The sequence below is a fragment of the Streptomyces sp. NPDC054847 genome (genome assembly GCF_053610925.1).
In genome coordinates this window covers 46184-65550 of the sequence record NZ_JBSGZJ010000002.1, presented here as the reverse complement: position 1 = coordinate 65550, position 19367 = coordinate 46184, and the positions used below count along the sequence as shown (strand labels likewise).

Below are 19367 nucleotides of genomic sequence, written 5' to 3'. Positions count from 1 at the left end.
GTCTCACAGGTTGGTCCACAGGACGGTGCCGTCGCTGCGGTAGAACGGCTTCTCCACGCGGAAGTGCTCGCGCTCGCCGCGCACCAGCTCGCCGTAGAGCTTCCAGACCTGGGGCGCGTCCTCGGGATGCACCCACTCGGTGACGTTGTGGCCCCGCACGAGGTGCTCCAGGCCGCCGAACATCCGGGTGAGGGCCTCGTTGACTCGAGGACGTTGCCCTCCACGATCTTCAGGTCGACGGGTGGCGGCGTCCTCGGAGACGGCGCGGAACCGCGCCTCGGTGGCGTGCAGGGCCTGTTCGGCGAAGGTCATGGCCGGGCGGGAGGCGCTGACCGCCGTCTGTGCCGGTTCCGTGATGAGACCGCAGACCGCTTGTGAACATCGCGATCGCCTTCCGTGCTCTTCGCCACAGCACTGCTGCAAAGCGACGAAGCCGAGGAGCGGCGAAATGGCCCGTCCTTGTGCTGATTTGCGACCCCGCATGCAAAGACACGGGGGTTGGACAGCACCGACGCCCGGGCGAATCACCCCCACGTGGACGGCTTTATGATCGTCAACGAACTAATGAGTCTGCGTCGTTCGTCTTGTCGCCGACGGTCCTTGGCGACCGCAAATGCAACGGGCTGGGCGGCCGCGCGACAGTGACGCATGCGAAGAAGGGTGAACTCCATGGCCTTCGGCCTGCTCCGACGCCGGCGTTCCCGTGGCACCTCCGGTGCGGGACCGAGCATCTCGGTCCCCCTGCCACCCGATGCCGGGGGGTTCGGCCTCGAGGTCGTCGATCCCATGGGGCAGCCGATGGGTGGAGCCAAGATCACCGTGACCGCCCTGGACAGCCACCGGGTTGCGACGCGTGGCACCACGGATCCCCACGGCTACTTCATAGCGACGCTGCCACCAGGCTCCTACAGCGTGATGACCGCGGCCGAGGGCCTGTCTCCCGCCCGTGAGAACCTCGAGATCGCCGCCGGGGCGGCTCTGTCACCGGTGCGCATCGCGCTCGAGCCCGCCCGCCAGATGGAACTTCCCACAGCCGGAACATGGCTGTTCGACCCTCCGCACACCGCGATCCGGTTCATTGCCAAGCATGTCGGCATGGCCCATGTACACGGCCGCTTCACCCGCTTCCAGGGCGGCATCCACATCGCACCGAACATGGCCGACTCGCAGGTCTCGGTGCGCATCGACGCCTCCAGCATCACCACGGGCAACAACACCCGCGACAACCACCTGCGTTCCGCCGACTTCCTGGACGTCGAACGCTATCCCTACATCGACTTCACCAGCACCCGGTTCGCCCATCGCGGCGGCTCCAAGTGGACCCTGCACGGCACGCTCACGATGCACGGCACCAGCCGCTCCGTCGGCCTCGACACGACCTACCTCGGGACGGTCAACGGAGGCTACGACCAGGAACTGCGCTGCGCGGCTCTCGCGAAGGCGGAGCTCCACCGTGAGCACTTCACCCTCAACTGGCGCTCCATGCTGGCCCGTGGCATCGCGGTTGTCGGTCCGACGGTCCAACTGGAGCTGGACGTACAGGCGATGTACCGCACCCACGACACACCCACGCCCCCGGAGTAGGCCTCACGGGAAGGTGCCTGACGTGGGGCCGAGGTCCGCCAGGCACTTTCGGATCGTTCGAGGGGGCCGATGGGGACCCGTCCGGCAGAGCACCCTCGACATCATGTTGATCTTGTGCAGCTTTACAGGCGACCGTATGGAACCCGGACGAGGCCGCCCATCTCGCTGGGCAGTGCCCGGCGACGCCGTGATAGCACGGAGCGATCAGACAGGAAAGGCTCACGATCATGGGTATCTTCAGCCGTCGCCAGACCGCCGTCATCGAGCCGAACCCGGCTGTCGGCACCGGCACCTCCGTCACTGAGGCCGCGCTTCGGGGTGTCACGCTCGACCCGGCACTTCGAGCGCTGACCGGGCGATGGACCATCGACCGCCCGCACAGCCGTATCGGGTTCTCCGTGCGGCACGCCATGGTCACGACGGTGCGGGGAGCTTTCACCGATTTCGACAGCACCCTCTACTTCGACGGGGCGCGGCCCTCCGAGTCGCGGGCTGACCTCGTCATCCGGGTCGCCAGCGTCGACACGGGCGTGGAGCAGCGGGACGCGCACCTCGTCGGCCCCGACTTCTTCGACGCGCGCCGCTTCCCGGAGATGGTGTTCCGCAGCACCTCCACCGTCCACGAGGGTGGCGAGAGCTTCCGCATGTCCGGGGACCTGACCATCCGCGACGTTACCCGGCCCGTCGACCTGCAACTCGACTACCTCGGCTCGGTCTTGGATCCGTTCGGCTTCGAGCGAGCCGGCTTCGACGGCACCACCACCATCGACCGCACGGAGTGGGGCCTCGTCTACAACCAGCGCCTCGAGGCGGGCGGCACCATGGTGAGCGAAAAGGTCCGACTGCAGTTCGACATCTCCGCCGTCCGGTCCACGCCATTGCGGGTGTGGTGTGCCGGTCGACCCATCGGCCGGCACACCACGACGAGTGGTCCGGTGGCCGGGGTGCGCTCAGCTTGTCGTTCAAGGTGAGGGCCAACGAGGAAGGTGCCGTCTCTGAACTCACCGCGGCCGGGTTCACGATGGCATGACGGGTAGTGAATAGGGTTGGGCCACAGTGGAAGGGTGCTCAACGTGGCGATCATGAACGTCTTTGCGGTTATGCCCGTCGTGGACTTTGAATCGGCCCGTGGTTGGTATGGACGCCTCTGGGGGCGCCCTGCAGACCGCAACCCCATGGACGGCTTGGCGGAATGGCAGGTCATCGAGGGTGGGGCGATCCAGTTGCTCCGAGACCCCGACCGCGCGGGCTCTGCCATGTTGACTGTCGGAGTCGACGACGTCGACGGACAAGCTGCTGTGGCCGCGGAGAGAGGTCTTGCCATGGGACCAGTCCAAGACACCCCCGGGGGGTTCCGCATCGCGGCCATCGCTGACCCCGCCGGCAACGTCATCACATTCGCCCAGGACCTCGGGCGCAACGTCTGAGCATGTCGATTGGCGTCAGGTATCGGACGCGCTGGGGTCCGCCCCCGCGCCAGGGCGGCGTGATCAAGCTGTGCGAACGTTCGCGGTCACCGCACCAGCTGTTGGAGGGGCGAGCCTACTTTCGCACGCGGAAGCGGAGCATCGTGATGGCGCCCGACTGGGTGTTGCTGAAAGGCTCCAGGTCGATCCTGTCGAGGCTTGGGGGCGAGAAGCGGACGCCGTCGCCCAGTAGCACCGGCAGGACATACACCAGGATCTCGTCGACGAGCCCGCGCTGCAGGCACTGGGCGGCCACGTCGGCACCGAGGATCTCCAGGTTCTTGCCGCCCGCGGCGCTGCGTGCCGTGGCAACGGCTTCCTCAAGTCCACAGGTGAGGAATGTGACGGTAGGGTCCGGCTCGTCGGGAGGCTGGTGCGTGAGGACGAACTGTGCTCCCCCGTCGTAGGCGGTGCCCTGGTCGGCCATACGCTTGGCGACCTCGTACGTGCCCCGGCCGATGAGCATCGCGCCCGTGGCCGCCATGACCTCCGGGACCTCGGCCGCTGTCAGGTACTCGGCGATCCAGTCCATCGCGTGGCCAGGGCCGGCGATGAAGCCGTCCAGCGACATCGCCCGGTTCACGACCACTTTGCCGGTGCCGAAGCCCACATCACTCATGCGTTTTCTCCACGGATCTTGGAGGCCCGAGGCCGGGTCATAGTTCGGCCGGTGGGGGTTGCAAGCGTATCTGCGGTGGCACAACGCGAACAACCGGCAACTGGGTGTGCCGGCCGCGCAGCGTCGGCAACGTGCCCGGGTACGGCGTGAACGACGACGCCGGTGGGCGTTCTCAGTCCCGGGCCGGGTGACCAAGCCGGTGATCGTTTGTGGTCACCGCGCCAGTGGTGGCTGGGCGGCTGAACGGCTCGCCGGTTGCAAGGACTCGGCTTACGTCATGGCGTGCGGCCGGACAGCGACCCGGGCCCGGGCCGGACGCTCGCGCGGCCTGCCGGGCCCGAGCCGGAGGACCGGAATCGCTTCCAGGACCGGGACCGGCTCGAACTGCGGGGGAGTGGACGGTGGCGCGCCGTGGAAGGCACGTTGCGGGACGCGCTCGCGCACGTCGGCAATCCTTGTGCGGCCATGTGGATGCTGCTCCTGGCCGTCGTGGTGCTCGCGGCCGCCAACGCGCTCAACGACCTGCTCGCTCCCGGTTGGTACGTGCCGGTCTGTGTCGTCGCGTCCGTGCTGCTCGTGTTGATCGCCCGCCGGTCCGGCCTCGCTCCGGACGACCTGGGGCTCGGCAGGGCCGCTGCCCGCCGCGGTCTGCGCTGGGGCCTGGTCCTCGTCGGAGTCGTACTCCTGGTCTATTCGGTGGGTCTGGTACTGCCGTTCACCCGGGAGGCATTCCAGGACGAGCGGGCCGCGGGCCTGCCTCCCGAGGAACTGGTGTACCGCGTACTGGTCCGCGTGCCGCTCGGCACGGTGCTGCTCGAGGAGATCGCATTCCGCGGCGTGCTGTGGGCCATGGTTCTGCGACGGTGGGGGCCTGTATGGGCCACGGTCGTTTCCTCGGTGCTCTTCGGGCTCTGGCACGTACAGCCGTCACGCGGGCTCACACGCGCGAACGCGGCGGCCCAAGCAGTCTTCGGAGCCGGCCAGGTCGGCCTCGCCCTGTCCGTGACGGCGGCGGTCGTCGGCACCGCTCTCGCCGGTGTGCTTCTCTGTGAGCTCCGCCGCCGCTCCGGCAGCCTCGTCCCACCCGTGGCGCTGCACTGCGCCCTCAACAGTGCGGGCTACGCACTCGCCTGGGCGGCGAGTCGTTGGTGGGGCTGAGGGCGCACGTCGGGGTCACAACGGCGTACCGGAGCCCGTCTCGAGTCTCACGGGTCCGTGCTTCAACATGATCACCGGCCGAGCCGGCGGGCCGGCCAAGGGGCCGCCACGCTGGACCTGCGACGGGTCAGCTATGAGCAGGCGGAGGCCGGGATCTGCCGCGAGGTCGGCGACCTCGCCTCACTCACGGCAACAAGAGCCGAACGCGAAGCAGCGGTCCGAGGCGACTTCGGCAAGCCGGAGCGATGGTCCGATGCAGACACCACGCTGGTGAGGGACCCCGAGGTACGCGAGCGGCGCCAGCTGGTGCGCCGGAGCGATGTCGTACAGAAGCGCGATGTGATCCGAACACATCGTTGCTCACCGGTAGGTTGCCCCTACCGATCGGACGAGGACAAGAGGCAGCACATGGCGGCGCAGCAGGACAGCAAGGACATCGCGGGGCTGCCGTCGGCGGTGGTGGACTGCGCCCTGTACGAGGAAGGGCGCCGCGTTCCCGGTCAGGTGAGCCTGGACGCGATCATGAAGCGGATAGACCCGCAGGCCGGGCGCTTCGCGTGGATCGGTCTGTACGAGCCCACCGCCGAGCAGTTCCAGCAGGTCGCCGAGGCCTTCGACCTGCACCCCCTCGCCGTCGAGGACGCCGTCCATGCCCACCAGCGGCCCAAGCTCGAACGGTACGGCGACATACTGTTCCTGGTCCTGAAGACCATCGTCTACGTCGACCATGAAGAGGTCACCGCGACCAGCGAAATAGTCGACACCGGGGAGATCATGGTCTTCGCCGGGCCCGGCTTCGCGATCAGCGTCCGCCACGGCAGCGCCCCGCCCCTCGACGTCGTGCGCCGCCGGCTCCAGGACGACCCGCAGCAACTCGGCCGCGGACCCGCCGCCGTCCTCCACGCGATCGCCGACATGGTCGTCGACCGCTACGTCGAGGTAGCCGACGCCTTCGCCGGCGACGTCGACACCCTGGAAAGCGAAGTCTTCTCCCCGGACCTCCCGGTCGACGCCGGGCGCATCTACCAGCTCAAGCGGGAACTCCTCGAATTCAAGCGCGCCGTCATGCCCCTCGCCTCCGCCCTGCAACGCCTCAGCGAGGGATCTCTCCCGCAGATCCCGCCGAAGGTCACCACGTACTTCCGCGACGTGGCCGACCACCACCAGCGGGTCAGCGAGCAGATCCTCACCTTCGACGAGCTCATCACCGGCATGCTCGGCGCCAGCATTGCACAACTCGGCGTCCAACAGAACGCCGACATGCGCCGCATCAGTGCCTGGGCCGCACTCATTGCCGTTCCCACCATGGTCGTAGGCATCTACGGCATGAACTTCGAGTACATGCCCGAACTCAAGTCCCCCTACGGCTACCCGGCCGTGCTCATCGTCATCGCCGCCGCCTGCACCGTCGTCCACCGAGCCCTGCGCCGCAACAAATGGCTGTGATGCGCCGCGTCCGTGCTTCCGTGAACGAATATCTGTGAGAGCTCACTTGGGCCTGCGGAGCAGCCACTGCCCGAACGTCCGCCGCGCCGGCCGTACGACCACGCGGCCGTGAGCCTTCTGACCGGCCAACTCGACCCGCAGAGTGACCGGAGTACCGGGACTCGTCGTGGTCCGGCGGTACTTGACCCTGCTGTGCACCAGCTGCAGACCATCGGTATCGACCACGATGCCGGGCCTCGTGACCAGCGTCAGGGTCTTCCCCGTCATGGCCACGTCGATCCGCAACGTGTCGTGCGTGATCACGGCGTCGGTGAAATCGAGCGTCACCCCGCAGTACGTCACCGCGAGCTCCAGCCTCCGTGGCACCACCCAACGCCCTGTGCGCTCGACCGCGCCGCTGTGGACCTGTTCGATCCGGACGACGTCCTTGACCTCCGCTCCCGTCATGCCGCCCATGGCCGATACGGGCGGCAGGTCAGCGGTGAGCGCGGTCAGTTCGCTCACGGTCCGCGCCGACAGGGCAGCCTCCAAGCGCTCGTCCAACTCATCGGCAGTCAGCCGGCCGTCCCCCGCCGCGACGCGCAGCACATCCACCACACGGTCCCGGTCCGCATGAGAGGCCCGCAGCTCGGGCGACGAGCCGGGGCCATGGTGCTGACCGGTGGGTGAGATCTCTCCCGACATGCTTCCGTCCTGGTCCTGTCGACTGTCTGTCTGCGTGCGACGCGGACAGCGGCGCGACGAGAAGATTAACGCTATATCGCGACAGGGATCCCCGGCCGTGCCCCATCAAGAGCAGCCGATCGGCAGCGTCCGTGCACGGCAATGCAGCTGCGGCGTGACACTGATGAGGATCTCCGAAACCTCCACCGCGGTCCCGTTGATCCACCAGACTTGCTCGTGTTTCCCGACGGAGAAGGGGCGGCAAGCATGGCGAGCAGCGCACTTCTGGTGATGGACGTCCAACGGGACGTCGTGGCCATCGCCGACGACGGTTCCGGATATCTGCCGCGCTTGCGCAGGGCGATCGACGGTGCCCGGGCTGCCGGCATCACCGTGATCTACGTGGTGCTCGGGTTACGGCCGGGCGATCCGGAAGTCAGCCCTCGCAACAGGGTGATGGCAAAGGTCATGCGGGCCGGCCTGTTCACCGAGGGTGCCCCCGGCACAGAGATCCATGACGACATCGCGCCCCAGCAGGGCGACGTGGTGGTTACCAAGAGGCGGGGGAGCGCGTTCTCGGGCAGCGACCTCGACCTGGTACTCAGGGCCCGCGAAATCGACAGCCTTGTTCTCACCGGCATCGCCACCAGCGCTGTAGTGCTGTCCACCCTGTGGCACGCCATCGACCTGGACTTCGGGCTCACCGTCCTGTCGGATGCCTGCCTCGACACCGATCCGGAGGTGCACACGATGCTCACCGAAAAGCTGTTCCCGCAGTGGGCGGATGTCCTCACCGTCGAGGACTGGCTCAAAGCCGTCGCACCGCAATAGCGGGAGGCAGCCGGCCCCGCGCGTGCGGGGCAGGACGGCATCGCCTCCCGCCGGCCGGGTGAGGTCAGCCGACGGCGTTCTGTGCTGCTGCCCGGGACTGGGCGAGGCCGGGCGGCAGGAGTGGGTGCCGTTCCGAGCAGGGTTGCCGCCGAAGGTGAGCCGCTCGACGACGGCCCCGCAGAGCCGGGGATCGGTGAAGGTCTTGGTCCAGCCCCTGAAACTCTCGTTCGAGGCAACACAAGAAGCTGACGGTGCGCGGAAACTTCACTGACAGAAGATGTCAGTGAACCTCCGGACAGTGGTGCCATGATCCTCAGTCACCACTCCCGCCGGGCCGAGCGGCTGCTCGTGCCCGCTGCCTTCGCCACCGCTCTCGGCAACAATGTCCAGCTCATCGTCGGTGCACTGCTCATGATCAGAGAGCAGCAGACCATGATGGCCGTCGGCTGGCTCTTCATCGCCGTCGCCGGGCCGCAGGCGCTGCTGTCGCCCTTCTGCGGACGGCTGGCCGACCGTTTCGACCGGCGGTCCCTGTGGATCGGCTGCGACATCACCAGTGCGGCGCTGGCCCTCGCACTGCCGCTGTGGCTGGCCTGCGGCGGCGCGCCGGGGCCCGGCATCTACAGCGCCAATCTGGCGCTCGCCATGGTCGGTGCACTGTTCTTCCCGGCAAGCTCCGCGCTGATCAAGGAACGGGTCCCGGCGGACCGGCTGCGGCGGTTCAACGCCCGCTACGAGATGGGGACCCAGGCGGGGATGCTGCTGTCGGCCACGGTCGGCGGGCTGTCCGTCCAGGCGTTCGGTGCTGTGCCGCTGCTGGTGTTCAACGCCGGGACCTTCATCGTCTCGGCGCTCTGCGTCGCCGCGGTGGGGCGCCGCCCGGACCGGGCGCCGACGGCCACCGCCGCCGAGGGGCCGGCGCCGGCAGCGGCACCGCGCGGGCCGCTGCGGATGCGCCGCTTCATCCTGCTCTACGCCCAAGGGAGCGTTGTCGTCACGGTGTTCAACGCTCTGTTGCCCACCGCCGTCATCGGTGAACTCCACCTGGGGGCGGCGACGTTCGGTGCGGTGGACGCCCTGGGGTGCCTCGGTTTCCTGGCGGCCACCGGTGCGTACCGGATCGTCAGCAGACGCAGTCCGGATCTTCGCATCGCCGTCGTGGGTTTTCTGCTCTGCAATGTCGGCCTGGTGCTGCAGAGCCAGTTCGGGATCGTCGGCTATCTCGTCGGGGTGCCACTGGGCGCGTTCTTCTTCGGGCAGGCCCGGATCGCCTCTCGGACCATGCTGATGACCTCGGCCGACGAAGCCTCGGTGGGCAGGGTCTTCGGGCTGGCGAACGGTGGCGCCCTGGCGGCTACGGTCGGGGTGATGTTCCTGGTCGCGACGGTCACCGACCACAGTGACACGCGCTACGGCTTCGGGGTCCTCGCCGCCCTTGCGCTGCTGGCGACCCTGTCCGCCGGACTCCTGCTGAGGTCGCCGGCCCCCGCCCGGCCTGATGTGTCCGCCGGTCGGTACCGGTCGAGCACGGCCGCCGCCGTCTCCGCGATCCCGCGGCGCAGCTCCTCGGGGGCGAGCACCTCGATGTCCGGCCCCAGTGACAGCAGTGTGGGCACCGCCAGTTCGACCGATTCCAGCGGCATCGTCGCCGTCACCCAGCCATCTGCCTCCGGCGGCCCCGCCGAGGCTTCGACGGCGCGGACCAGTGCCGCGTCCAGGCGGTCCGACAGCGCGGACAGCAGTGCTGGAGCAATCCGGACGGAGGCCTGAAGCCGCAGCCTGCGGGCGTCGTAGACGGTGAGGTATTCCTGCCAGTGGGCGGCCAGGTCGAACCCTTCGGGGCGCTCGAAGCCGATCTCCTCGACGTCCAGGCGGAGGATCGAAGACACCCGGTACGTCCGCACCGCGCCGTCCACCGCTGCGACGAGGTACCAGACGCCCGCCTTGAGGACCAGGCCGTAGGGGTCGAGCTCGCGCTCGACCTCCTGCGGCTCGGCCCAGCGGCGGTAGCGCACCCGGATCCGCTGCTGGTTCCACACCGCATCGGCGAGCGCCACGAGAGCGGGCGGGGAGTCCTGTTCCCGGTACCAGCCGAGAGCGTCGAGGTGGAACCGCTCACGGACCCGACCGGCACGGTCCCGCAGCGGTGCCGGCAGCGCCGCGGTCAGTTTCAGCTGTGCCGCCGCCAGCACCTCTCCCAGTCCCAGGTCGTCCGCCGCGCCCGGCAGCCCGGCCAGAAACAGAGACTCGGCCTCGTCGGCGTGCAGTCCGGTGAGCCGGGTCCGGTAGCCGCCGAGCAGCTGGTATCCACCGCCGTGCCCGCCGTCCCCGTAGACCGGAATGCCCGCGCCGCTCAGCGAGTCGATGTCCCGATAGACGGTCCGGACCGAGACACCCAGCTCCTCAGCGAGCTCACCAGCCGTCAGCCTGCCCCGGTTCTGGAGCAGGAGGATGAGGGAGAGAAGCCGGGCCGCACGCATGAACGAATCATTCCAGGACCGGGCCAGGGTCGGGTTCGGGGACGCCCTCGATGAGGCCTCGGTGATTTGGGCGGCCTGATGTCGCTGAGGTCTTCTGGGCGATCTGGTCGGCAGCGGGAGGCTGCCTACCGCGGAGGCGGCTACTGGTGTGGCCCCGACGGCTGGTCGGGGTGGGCCGGGTGAAGGCCGGCGGCAGGTGCGGCGGTTCGGGGAAGGAGGGCCGCGGCGGCCAGCCCGCCGAGCCCGACCACGGCGAGGACGGCCATCGCGGCGGCGTAGGCGTTCTTCGACAGGCCGGCGACGAGGATGGTGCCGGCGATGGCGGTGCCGAAGGACGAGCCGAGGTTGGAGATGCTGCGGGAGAGGCCGGAGATCTCTCCCTGGCGCTGTTCGGGAAAGGCTGATTGGACGACGTTGACCGAAGGGGTCAGCATCACGCCGAGACCGAGGCCGATCAGCAGCAGGCCCGGAGCGAACGCCCATGGTCCGGGGGAGCCGGCGACGAGGCTGATCAGGACAGCGATCCCGGCGACGGCGAGTACGAACCCGGTCATGATCAGGGAACGCTGGGACGACCGCGTCGCGAGGCGCTCGGCGGCGAGCGAGGAAGTGAGTAGGCCGAGGGTGGCGGCGGTGAAGATGACGCCTGTCTGGATGGCGTCGTAGCCGCGGACGGCTTGCAGGAACGCGGCGACGGTGAACGAGGTACCCATGAGGAGCAGCCATTGGGCGTTCTGGGTGACCAGGCCGATGTTGGATGTGCGGTTACGGAAGAGGCCGGTGCTCAGCAACGGCTCCCGCCCGCCCCTCTCCTCGCTGCGCACCCACCGCAGGAACCAGAGCAGGACGAGTGCCCCGGTTGCCAGCAGGGCGGCCATCAACCACAGGCTGTCGTCCGCGGCGAGGATGCCTGTGACGATCAACATCAGGCCGGCCGCGGAGAGAACGGCGCCGCGGACGTCGAAGTGCCGGCCCGGGTCGGGCGGCAGCGGGTCGTCGAGTGCGCGGCTCAGAATGATGATCAGTACGACGACCAGGGCCTGGAAGATGAACGCCGCGCGCCAGCTGACCGCCGAGGTGATCAGTCCACCGATCAGCGGGCCTGCCGCCGCCCCGACGCCGCCGGCGGCCATGACGATGCCGAAGGCGCGGGCGCGGGAGGTGAGGTCGGTGAAGAGCAGGGTGGTGAGGATGTAGACCGGCGGGATCAGCAGGGCTGTCCCGATGCCTTGAAGGATCGAGTTGCCGAGGATCAGTACGCCGAGTCCGGGAGATACCGCACTGAGCACCGCCCCGGCCCCGTACACGGTGAGACCGGCCAGGAAGCAGCGCTTGCGGCCGAGGATGTCGGTAAGTTTGCCGCCGGGGATCATCAGCGCGGCCATGACCAGCAGGAAGATCGTGATGGCGACCTGGACGCCCTGGACAGTCGTGCCGAGGTCGTGACTGATGTCGTTGATCATCACGTTCATGTTCGACCCGGCGAAGCTGCAGATGAACTGCGCGAGGGCGAGCGGCAGGGTGCGGGGGCCGGCCCGGGGTGTCTGCTCCGTCATGGTCCCTGGACACCTCGCGTTCTCGTGCGGACGGTCGTCAGCGGGCTCGGTGTTCTGCCCGGTCGAGCTCCTCGTCGAGCGCCATGGCGGCATCGATGAGGGCCAGGTGGGTGAATGCCTGGGGGAAGTTCCCGAGTTGCTCGCCGGACGGCCCGATCTCCTCGGCGAAGAGACCGACGTGGTTGGCGTAGGTGAGCATCTTGTCGAAGGCGTAGCGGGCCTGGTCGATGCGGCCGGCCTTGGCGAGGGCCCGCACGTAGAGGAAGCTGCACAGGTTGAAGGTGCCCTCGGAGCCTTGGAGCCCGTCGGGGGAAGCGGCCGGATCGTAGCGGTAGACGAGGCTGTCGCTGACGAGTTCCTCGTCCATGGCGTCGAGGGTGGTCAGCCAGTCGGGGTCGTTCGGGGCGAGGAACCCTACGCGGGGCATGAGCAACAGGGACGCGTCCAGGACGTCCGAGTCGTAGTTCTGGACGAAGGCACGGCGCTTGTCGCTCCAGCCGCGGTCCACGATCTGGCGGAAGACGGTGTCGCGGGTGGTGACCCAGCGGTTGAGGTCGGCGGGGCGGGAGTGGGCAGTGGCGAGCTGGACGCCGCGGTCGAAGGCCACCCAGGTCATGAGGCGGCTGTAGGTAAAGTCCTGGCGGCCGCCGCGGGTCTCCCAGATGCCCTCGTCGGGACGGTCCCAGTGGTCGACCAGCCAGTCCAGGAGGCCGGCGAAGGCCGTCCAGCCGCGGATGCCGCCGATGTCCTCGGCCTGAGCGAGGGCGTAGGCGGCCTCGCCGTAGATGTCGAGCTGGATCTGGTCGGCGGCGGCGTTTCCGGCCCTGACCGGTGCGGAGCGACGGTATCCCTCCAGGTGGTCGAGGACCTCCTCCGTCAGATGGGGTTCGCCGTCGACGCGATACATGATCTGCAGCGGTTCGCCCGAGGCGGTGACTCCCGTATCGAGGCGATCGCGCAGCCAGTGGCGGAAGGCCTGGGCCTCGTCGGTGAAGCCGAGGTCGATCAGCGCGCGGACGGAGAGCGAGGCGTCGCGGACCCAGGTGAAGCGGTAGTCCCAGTTGCGTTCGCCGCCGATCTGCTCGGGCAGGCCCATCGTTGCGGCGGCGATCGGGGCGCCGGTGGGGGCGTAGGTGAGGAGTTTGAGGGTGATCGCGGATCGTACGACCATCTCGTGCCAGCGGCCGCGGTAGCGACAGGAGCGCAGCCAGGTCAGCCAGAACCTGCGGCAGGCGTTGAAGGCGAGGGTGATCCCCTCGATGTCGAGCGGCGGGCCGTCGGCGCGCCCGCTGCGGGCGGCGGTGTCGCCGCTCTCGGTGGTGAGGACGATCCCGGCCCGTTCGCCGGCGTGCAGGGTGAAACGGGCGGTGACATCGGTGCCGTCCGGGCGGAGGGCGATCGGGGCGGTGGCCTGCAGATGCAGGTCGGTGCCGGGGCCGTGGAAGACGACGGACCCGTCGTCCAGGCGGTCGAGGGAGTGCACGGCGCGGCCGTAGTCGAAACGCGGCCGGCAGATCAGCTCAAACGGCAGGCTGCCCCGCACCACGCGCGCCACCCGCACCAGGCGGTGCCGGTCGGACGGAGTCGTCGACGGGTCCGGCTCCATGAAGTCAACGACCTCGCCGATGCCGTCCGGGGCCATGTAGCGGGTCACCAGGACGGCGGTGTCCGGCATGTACAGCTGACGGACGGTGACCGCGTCGCCGGCGTCGACGGCCAGTCGGCAGTCGCCGCCGCGGTCGCTGTCGAGCAGAGAGGCGAACAGGCTGGGAGAGTCGAACCTCGGGGCGCACCACCAGTCGACCGTGCCGTCGGCGGCGATCAGTGCTGCGGTCTGCAGGTCGCCGACGAGCCCGTGGTCGGCGATCGGTGGGTAGTTGTTCATGGCTTCTCCTCGCGGAGCGGGGTCACGAGCGTGTCCACCGCGGGTCAATCCGATGCCGAGGAAGGGCGGCACAGCGCCAGGCGTGCCACGCGCGGCCAGCCGGCCGCCGCTCCGCCCGGCCGAGGCGTACCGGTGCGATGCCTTGGCACGCGGACCCGAAGTACCCCGGGTGCGCTGCGGCATACGACGGGTGCACTCAGCAGGGTGTGCTCCCCGTCGATGCCGACGGGGAGGGCGGCCGTGTCGGCTTCTACGACAACCTGGGTGCCGTCACCGCCCGCCACCGCCCAAAGGTCGGCTCCGTCGACGACGGCCTGTCGCGCCGGCTCGGCCAGATCCTGCTCCCCGTCGCGCAGACACAGCCGGCAGCCGGCGCCCCGGCCCTTCTCCACGAGGCCGAAGCGGCCGACCTTCCCGCTGCCGGCGGTTCTGGGCCTGCCCTCTCGGGGTTTGTTGTTCATGAGCCACCGTGCCCTTGCTGCTGCGGGCCTGCTCATCACTCACCTGTCGTGAGGTGCGCGCCGGTGCGTGTCGAAGGACTCCTCGCGCCGGACCACGCACAGCGCCCAGACGATGAAGGTGGACATCGCGATCATCACGACCGACCAGATCGGGTAGTACGGCAGGGAAAGGAAGTTCGCGATGATGACGAGCGCGGCGATGGCGATGCCGGTGATGCGGGCCCACGTCGCGGCGCGGACCAACCCGAGGCTGACGAGCATGGCGAGCGCGCCCAGAGCGACGTGGACCCAGCCCCAGCCGGTCAGGTCGAACTCGAAGATGTAGTTGGGTGTGGAGACGAAGATGTCGTCCTCGGCGATCGCCATGATGCCGCGGAAGAGATCGAGCACACCGACGATCATGAGCAGAACGCCCCCGACGACCGTCAGACCGCCGGCGATCTCCTGCTTCGTCGCGTCCGCCTGCCGCGTGTGTGTCGCAGTCATGCTGATGCCTCGTTTCGCGTCGTCCGGCACATCTTTCAGCGTCCGTCGGCCGGCACATGTTCAGCGTCCGGAGGCCGTTTCAGGCGCTCGCCCGGCCGCCGTTGGGTGTCTTCAGCGTGGGCGCGGCCTGTGCGGGGTGGCTTCACCCGACGCGGGTGAGACCGCGGGGGCCCGGCAACCCGTCGATGGACGCACCGTGAGGCGGGATCAGGGTCCCTGAGTACGGTGCGCGGCCAGTTCTGGTTTCAGTCCGTCGTGGCAGGGCCGTACGGGCCCGTCGGGGGTGCCCTTCTGAGCGCGGCCCGCCACGCGAGGGCGACGGCCGCCTCGGCGAGGCCGAGCAGGACGAGCCACAGGCCGAGCAGCCGGGTCAGGGCACGGGCCGACTCCATGGGCAGGGCGAGCACCACGATCCCCGCGACGATGCCGAGAACTGCGACGACCAGGACGACGCTGCGGTGCGGCAGGTCCTTGGCGGCGATGGCCGTGTAGAGAGTCAGGACGCCCGACACGAGCCAGACGACGCCGACGATCAGCGAGAGCGCGGCGACGGTCTGCAGCGGGTTCCGCAGGCACAGCACCCCGGCCAGGATGTACAGCACCGCCACCAGCAACCCCGGGAGCCGTTCACCGTGCTCCTCCCGCGCGAAGACGGCCACGAACCGGAACGCGCCGGTCACCAGCAGGTACAGGCCGATGAGGACCGCCAGGACGTGCAGGGTCCCCTCCGGCCACACCAGTACCAGGACGCCCGGCACCAGCGTCGCTGCCGCCGAGCCCAGCACCCAGGTCCACGAACGGCCGAGGCGCGCCAGCACGTCCGCAGTACCGGGGATTGCCCTGTCGGCCATGAGTTCCGGGCCGGTGTCTTCCGGTCCGGCAGGTGGACCAGGACCACGTGATTCGGTCATCGCGTACTCCTCGCGCATTCGATGCGGGTCGCTTGCGTATCCGACGGGGCGGTGTGCGGGGACCTGACCCTCAGCGTCCCGCGCGCCACCGGCTCCCGGATCACCCACGGCGGGTGATCCGCCAGTGCCGCCGGGGGTGTGGGATGGGCCCGGAGGCGTTCGCCGTCTTGCGAAGGAACGACGTGCGACGACGCAGAACGACTTGTGTGGAACGAAACGAAGAGGCGTGCGATGAGCGACCCCAAGGCTGCCCGGACGGACCGTCCAGAATCGGGACCGGTCGCGATCCGGTGGGGTCGGCGGCTCCACCCCGGTCAGCGGGCGGCGGTCGCTGCCGTCACTCGTGCCCTGCTCGTCGTCGCGGCCCTCGTCACCGCCTATTTCCTACTGCCCTTGGACGAGCGCGGCACGACCGGAGCGGCGACGCTGTTCGCGTGCGGCCTCCTGGCCGTCCTGCTGGTGTTCGCGTGGGAGGTGCGGACGATCGCGCACTCGCCCTACCCGCGTCTGAAGGCCATCGAGGCCCTGGCCGCCACGCTGGGGCTGTTCCTGGTCCTGTTCGCCGGCGCCTACTACCTGCTTGATCACGCAGATCCGGGATCCTTCAGTGAGCCGTTGACCAGGACGGACGCCCTGTACTTCGCGCTGACCACGTTCAGCACCGTCGGCTTCGGGGACATCAGCGCGCGCTCCCAGGCGGGGCGCGTGGTGACGATGCTGCAGATAGCGGGAGGGCTGCTGCTCGTAGGGGTCGCGGCACGGGTGCTGGCGAGCGCGGTCCAGGCCGGGCTCCGCCGGCAGCGCCACGGCCCGCCCGCGGAGCCGGGTGCCGGATCAGACACCACGACGGACCGGGAGTCCGGATCATGACCGTACCGCTCGACTTCACCGCCTCCCTGACACCGGCTGAGCGAGCCGCGCACGGCAGAGCGGCGCGCACGCGTGCGTCGCGTTCGAGCCACGGCTGGTTCGAGACGGATCAGGGGCGCCCCGACCCGGTCGAGGTGATCGAGCGTCAGTCGGCGGACCGGCTCCCGGAGCTGGTGCCGATCCGCTACGGCCGCATGCTCGAGTCACCGTTCCGCTTCTACCGCGGCGCCGCGGCGGTCATGGCGGCGGACCTGGCACCGCTCCCGAACACAGGTCTTCGGGTGCAACTGTGCGGGGACGCCCACCTGCTGAACTTCCGGCTGCTCGCCTCGCCGGAGCGCCATCTGGTCTTCGATCTCAACGACTTCGACGAGACCCTGCCCGGGCCATTCGAATGGGACGTCAAGCGGCTGGCGGCAAGCTTCGTGACAGCGGGCCGGGCCAACGGCTTCTCGCTCAAGGAGCAGAACAGAGCTGTGCGCAGCTGCGTGGAGGCGTACCGGAAGCGGATGCACGAGTTCGCTGCCATGCGCACCCTCGACATCTGGTACGCCCAGGACGACGCCGACCGGATGCGGGAATTGATGGCCTCGTCGATGGACGCAGAGGCCAGGCGCCGTACCGCTCGTGCGACGGCGCGGGCCCGCACGCGTACGCATCTCCAGGCCTTCACGAAGCTCACCCGGCTCACGGCCGAGGGACGGCGCATCACGCCGGACCCGCCGTTGATCACTCCGCTCGGCCGGCTGCTGGCCGAGCCGTCCGAGGCCGGTCGGGAGAATGAGCTCAAAACCCTTCTGAACGGATATGCGAGCACTCTGCCGTCCGAACGCCGGCACCTGCTGCGTCACTACCGTCTGGTGGACATGGCTCGGAAGGTGGTGGGCGTCGGCAGCGTGGGGACGCGCTGCTGGATCCTGCTCCTGCTGGGCAGGGACGACGATGATCCCCTTCTGCTGCAGGCGAAGGAGGCCCAGGAGTCGGTGCTGTCCGCCCACCTCCCCGGCGACGGCTACGACAACCATGGCCGCCGGGTGGTGACCGGTCAGCGCCTGATCCAGACGACCAGCGACATCTTTCTGGGATGGACGCACGTCCTGGGCCTCGACGGACAGAGCCGGGACTTCTATGTGCGCCAGCTGTGGGACTGGAAGGGCATCGCACGGCCGGAGACCATGGGGCCGGGCCTGCTCTCCCTCTTCGGCATGTTGTGCGGGGCATCCTTGGCGCGGGCCCACGCCCGTTCCGGCGATCCCGTCGCCATCGCCGCCTACCTGGGCGGCAGCGACCGCTTCGACCGCGCGCTCACCGAATTCGCCCAGTCCTACGCCGATCAGAACGAGCGGGACTTCGAGGCGCTGGGAGCCGCTTGCCGCTCCGGCAGGATCAGGGCGGAGCGCGGTTGAGCGGCCCTCGTGAGAGGTCGGCTCGGGAGCGCCCACTTCGGCCGGCCAATCACTCCGGTACCTGCCGCATCTCCAGGACGCGTAGTCCGAGCGATTGGAAGCGGGCCAGCAGCCCGTACAGGTGCGCATCGTCCACGACAGGGCCGAACAGAACCGTTTGGCCGGACATCACCACATAGCCCAGCTCCGGGAAGGCTTTGGCCAGCGTTTCCGAAATGTGTCCCTCGACGCGGATCTCGTAGCGCATGGACTGTTCTCCTGCGGGCGGCGTGGGCAGGCGGACGGCGCACTCCCTGCGATGTTCCCCCAAGGCGCCCCGCCGGGCCTCACCCGGTACAGGTGAACTGCTGCCGGACCTTCCTGATGGCCTGGCCCGCCGTGTCGCGGTCACGGACGAGCCACCTGCCCCGCCACGGCTACAGACACCGCCGGCGAGCTCCCGCCCGAGTGAGGAGCAGCCGCTTGCTGAAGGTGCTGTCAGCGGTGCGGCCGGGAGCCCTGCCGGGAACGGCGCTCAAGGTACAGGCGACCGACGACGGCTCCAAGGTGGATGACCACCCCTACGGCCACCAGCCAGGACAGAATGACCATGACGACACCGATGGGGCCGTACTTCTCGTTGTTCTCCACGATCGACGCGGAGAAGAAGCGGGCGGAGAAGACGCCCAGGCCCGTCCAGCACACAGCTGTGACGACGGCCGGGGGTAGGAGAGTGTGCCATCGCACGGCGGGAAGGAGCAGTACGTACATGGTCACCCACCAGAAGCACGTCGCGACGCCGAGACCGAACAGGCTCCGCAGTACCGGCCCCTCGAGCGCTCTGCCGACCACGGCCTGCAGGGAGCAGTAGGCCAGCAGGAGCGCGAGCCAGCAGAGCTGCGCCGGAATGTCCCGCCAGCCGCGGTGCGGGACATCGAAAAGCCTCTGATACCAGCTCTGCAGGGTGCCGGCGACGGCCACGGCACCGACGATCAACAGGCAGGCGCTCGACACCGTCAGGGATCCTAGGTCCTCGCCTCCAGCGAAGAGCGACGCCACAGCTTGGGCCGCCTGCTGGCTGAGCCCCAGCCAGCCGGCGACCGCGGTGGCGGCGTCACGGCCGGCCGCGCCCGTGATGACGATGAGGAAAGGGAAGAAGCACAGCAGGGACAGCGCGGCGAGCTGGAAAGAGTTGCCGAAGAAGTCGATCGCCGAGAGCCGACTCCACACCATGCCTGCCTGGCTGTCCCGGTAGCGCCGGGCCGCAGCCTCCCTCTGCCGGTCCAGAGTGGCCCTGCGACGCGCTCGCGGACTGTTGCGTGTCATGGAATCAAGTGAACCGCTGCCGGCCGGGCGATGTGCGGGACACGTCCGTGGCCGGACCGCGGGCGGCGAGTCGATCGCGGGGGATTCACCGCGGGCCCGCGGTGAGCAACATCCTCGCCGCCGCATCGCACTCACCATCGCCGCCGCAGCTGCCCTCCCCGGCCGTCCCTCGGCAAGGTGCGCGGCAGAGGCGACCAGCGCCTCATGGCCGGCTGCCCAGGGTGAGACGAGCCTGCACCA

The 19367-nt window shown here is 69.2% G+C and carries 18 protein-coding genes and 3 pseudogenes; 9 read left to right on the top strand and 12 right to left on the bottom strand.

The genetic code is table 11. The features are described from left to right. Positions 1 to 6: 6 nt before the first annotated feature. Positions 7 to 390: pseudogene (locus tag ACWGH4_RS01110) on the bottom strand (PAS domain S-box protein); the annotation flags it as partial. Positions 391 to 669: 279 nt separating this feature from the next. Here ACWGH4_RS01110 and ACWGH4_RS01105 point away from each other — a divergent pair. From ACWGH4_RS01105 to ACWGH4_RS01095, 3 genes are all read left to right on the top strand, one after another. Beyond that, on the top strand, positions 670 to 1584 hold the full coding sequence (locus ACWGH4_RS01105) for a YceI family protein (RefSeq protein WP_453454260.1): 915 nt from the start codon (positions 670 to 672) through the stop codon (positions 1582 to 1584). Positions 1585 to 1811: 227 nt separating this feature from the next. Further along, positions 1812 to 2555, top strand: a complete 744-nt coding sequence (locus tag ACWGH4_RS01100; protein WP_453454233.1) for a YceI family protein — start codon at positions 1812 to 1814, stop codon at positions 2553 to 2555. Positions 2556 to 2657: 102 nt separating this feature from the next. After that, a complete protein-coding gene (locus ACWGH4_RS01095) occupies positions 2658 to 3011 on the top strand; it encodes a VOC family protein (RefSeq protein ID WP_453454231.1) in 354 nt (117 codons plus the stop codon). A 115-nt stretch (positions 3012 to 3126) separates the two neighbouring features. Here the strand turns inward: ACWGH4_RS01095 and ACWGH4_RS01090 are convergent, their stop codons facing one another. After that, on the bottom strand, positions 3127 to 3669 hold the full coding sequence (locus ACWGH4_RS01090) for a dihydrofolate reductase family protein (RefSeq protein WP_453454229.1): 543 nt from the start codon (positions 3667 to 3669) through the stop codon (positions 3127 to 3129). Between the two features lie 411 nt (positions 3670 to 4080). Here ACWGH4_RS01090 and ACWGH4_RS01085 point away from each other — a divergent pair, with 411 nt between their 5' ends. Continuing rightward, positions 4081 to 4827 (top strand): CPBP family intramembrane glutamic endopeptidase, encoded by a 747-nt coding sequence (locus tag ACWGH4_RS01085; RefSeq protein WP_453454227.1) that lies wholly within the window; start codon positions 4081 to 4083, stop codon positions 4825 to 4827. A gap of 57 nt (positions 4828 to 4884) precedes the next feature. Beyond that, positions 4885 to 6273 (top strand): magnesium and cobalt transport protein CorA, encoded by a 1389-nt coding sequence (locus ACWGH4_RS01080; RefSeq protein ID WP_453454225.1) that lies wholly within the window; start codon positions 4885 to 4887, stop codon positions 6271 to 6273. Between the two features lie 42 nt (positions 6274 to 6315). On the opposite strand, the gene ACWGH4_RS01075 is transcribed toward ACWGH4_RS01080, so the two are convergent. Next, complete coding sequence (locus tag ACWGH4_RS01075; protein ID WP_453454223.1) at positions 6316 to 6957, bottom strand: DUF1707 SHOCT-like domain-containing protein; 642 nt, start codon at positions 6955 to 6957, stop codon at positions 6316 to 6318. Positions 6958 to 7203: 246 nt separating this feature from the next. Here ACWGH4_RS01075 and ACWGH4_RS01070 point away from each other — a divergent pair, with 246 nt between their 5' ends. Beyond that, positions 7204 to 7767, top strand: a complete 564-nt coding sequence (locus ACWGH4_RS01070) for a cysteine hydrolase family protein (RefSeq protein ID WP_453454221.1) — start codon at positions 7204 to 7206, stop codon at positions 7765 to 7767. A gap of 102 nt (positions 7768 to 7869) precedes the next feature. Here the strand turns inward: ACWGH4_RS01070 and ACWGH4_RS01065 are convergent. Beyond that, a pseudogene (locus tag ACWGH4_RS01065) lies at positions 7870 to 8004 on the bottom strand (IS21-like element helper ATPase IstB); the annotation flags it as partial. Positions 8005 to 8073: 69 nt separating this feature from the next. On the opposite strand from ACWGH4_RS01065, the pseudogene ACWGH4_RS01060 reads away from it, so the two are divergent. Further along, a pseudogene (locus tag ACWGH4_RS01060) lies at positions 8074 to 9096 on the top strand (MFS transporter); the annotation flags it as partial. Positions 9097 to 9176: 80 nt separating this feature from the next. Here ACWGH4_RS01060 and ACWGH4_RS01055 read toward each other — a convergent pair. The 6 genes from ACWGH4_RS01055 to ACWGH4_RS01030 all read right to left on the bottom strand — a co-directional run bounded on the left by ACWGH4_RS01055 (position 9177) and on the right by ACWGH4_RS01030 (position 15546). After that, entirely contained in the window at positions 9177 to 10247 is a 1071-nt protein-coding gene (locus ACWGH4_RS01055) for a helix-turn-helix transcriptional regulator (protein ID WP_453454219.1), read from the bottom strand. 140 nt (positions 10248 to 10387) lie between these two features. Then, on the bottom strand, positions 10388 to 11803 hold the full coding sequence (locus ACWGH4_RS01050) for an MFS transporter (RefSeq protein ID WP_453454217.1): 1416 nt from the start codon (positions 11801 to 11803) through the stop codon (positions 10388 to 10390). A 37-nt stretch (positions 11804 to 11840) separates the two neighbouring features. Beyond that, positions 11841 to 13688, bottom strand: a complete 1848-nt coding sequence (locus ACWGH4_RS01045; RefSeq protein WP_453454215.1) for a glycoside hydrolase family 15 protein — start codon at positions 13686 to 13688, stop codon at positions 11841 to 11843. A 44-nt stretch (positions 13689 to 13732) separates the two neighbouring features. Next, complete coding sequence (locus ACWGH4_RS01040) at positions 13733 to 14149, bottom strand: hypothetical protein (RefSeq protein WP_453454214.1); 417 nt, start codon at positions 14147 to 14149, stop codon at positions 13733 to 13735. Positions 14150 to 14188: 39 nt separating this feature from the next. After that, positions 14189 to 14635 (bottom strand): DUF7144 family membrane protein, encoded by a 447-nt coding sequence (locus tag ACWGH4_RS01035; protein ID WP_453454213.1) that lies wholly within the window; start codon positions 14633 to 14635, stop codon positions 14189 to 14191. Positions 14636 to 14880: 245 nt separating this feature from the next. Further along, entirely contained in the window at positions 14881 to 15546 is a 666-nt protein-coding gene (locus tag ACWGH4_RS01030) for an HdeD family acid-resistance protein (protein WP_453454212.1), read from the bottom strand. Positions 15547 to 15777: 231 nt separating this feature from the next. On the opposite strand from ACWGH4_RS01030, the gene ACWGH4_RS01025 reads away from it, so the two are divergent. Both ACWGH4_RS01025 and ACWGH4_RS01020 read left to right on the top strand, forming a co-directional pair. Then, a complete protein-coding gene (locus ACWGH4_RS01025; protein WP_453454210.1) occupies positions 15778 to 16416 on the top strand; it encodes a potassium channel family protein in 639 nt (212 codons plus the stop codon). Further along, positions 16413 to 17822, top strand: a complete 1410-nt coding sequence (locus ACWGH4_RS01020; RefSeq protein ID WP_453454208.1) for a DUF2252 domain-containing protein — start codon at positions 16413 to 16415, stop codon at positions 17820 to 17822. The genes ACWGH4_RS01025 and ACWGH4_RS01020 overlap by 4 nt, the downstream gene beginning before the upstream one ends. 49 nt (positions 17823 to 17871) lie before the next feature. Here the strand turns inward: ACWGH4_RS01020 and ACWGH4_RS01015 are convergent, their stop codons facing one another. Together ACWGH4_RS01015 and ACWGH4_RS01010 are read right to left on the bottom strand one after the other, a co-directional pair. Next, complete coding sequence (locus tag ACWGH4_RS01015; protein WP_441261600.1) at positions 17872 to 18069, bottom strand: hypothetical protein; 198 nt, start codon at positions 18067 to 18069, stop codon at positions 17872 to 17874. A gap of 230 nt (positions 18070 to 18299) precedes the next feature. Next, a complete protein-coding gene (locus ACWGH4_RS01010) occupies positions 18300 to 19127 on the bottom strand; it encodes a YhjD/YihY/BrkB family envelope integrity protein (protein ID WP_453454206.1) in 828 nt (275 codons plus the stop codon). Positions 19128 to 19367: the final 240 nt, after the last annotated feature.

Excerpts from the sequence above, each read along its gene's own strand:
- ACWGH4_RS01105 (WP_453454260.1), top strand. The coding sequence starts at position 670 with ATGGCCTTCGGCCTGCTCCGACGCCGGCGTTCCCGTGGCACCTCCGGT.
- ACWGH4_RS01100 (WP_453454233.1), top strand. The coding sequence starts at position 1,812 with ATGGGTATCTTCAGCCGTCGCCAGACCGCCGTCATCGAGCCGAACCCG.
- ACWGH4_RS01090 (WP_453454229.1), bottom strand. The coding sequence starts at position 3,669 with ATGAGTGATGTGGGCTTCGGCACCGGCAAAGTGGTCGTGAACCGGGCG.
- ACWGH4_RS01075 (WP_453454223.1), bottom strand. The coding sequence starts at position 6,957 with ATGTCGGGAGAGATCTCACCCACCGGTCAGCACCATGGCCCCGGCTCG.
- ACWGH4_RS01070 (WP_453454221.1), top strand. The coding sequence starts at position 7,204 with ATGGCGAGCAGCGCACTTCTGGTGATGGACGTCCAACGGGACGTCGTG.
- ACWGH4_RS01055 (WP_453454219.1), bottom strand. The coding sequence starts at position 10,247 with ATGCGTGCGGCCCGGCTTCTCTCCCTCATCCTCCTGCTCCAGAACCGG.
- ACWGH4_RS01050 (WP_453454217.1), bottom strand. The coding sequence starts at position 11,803 with ATGACGGAGCAGACACCCCGGGCCGGCCCCCGCACCCTGCCGCTCGCC.
- ACWGH4_RS01045 (WP_453454215.1), bottom strand. The coding sequence starts at position 13,688 with ATGAACAACTACCCACCGATCGCCGACCACGGGCTCGTCGGCGACCTG.
- ACWGH4_RS01040 (WP_453454214.1), bottom strand. The coding sequence starts at position 14,149 with ATGAACAACAAACCCCGAGAGGGCAGGCCCAGAACCGCCGGCAGCGGG.
- ACWGH4_RS01035 (WP_453454213.1), bottom strand. The coding sequence starts at position 14,635 with ATGACTGCGACACACACGCGGCAGGCGGACGCGACGAAGCAGGAGATC.
- ACWGH4_RS01030 (WP_453454212.1), bottom strand. The coding sequence starts at position 15,546 with ATGACCGAATCACGTGGTCCTGGTCCACCTGCCGGACCGGAAGACACC.
- ACWGH4_RS01025 (WP_453454210.1), top strand. The coding sequence starts at position 15,778 with ATGAGCGACCCCAAGGCTGCCCGGACGGACCGTCCAGAATCGGGACCG.
- ACWGH4_RS01020 (WP_453454208.1), top strand. The coding sequence starts at position 16,413 with ATGACCGTACCGCTCGACTTCACCGCCTCCCTGACACCGGCTGAGCGA.
- ACWGH4_RS01015 (WP_441261600.1), bottom strand. The coding sequence starts at position 18,069 with ATGCGCTACGAGATCCGCGTCGAGGGACACATTTCGGAAACGCTGGCC.
- ACWGH4_RS01010 (WP_453454206.1), bottom strand. The coding sequence starts at position 19,127 with ATGACACGCAACAGTCCGCGAGCGCGTCGCAGGGCCACTCTGGACCGG.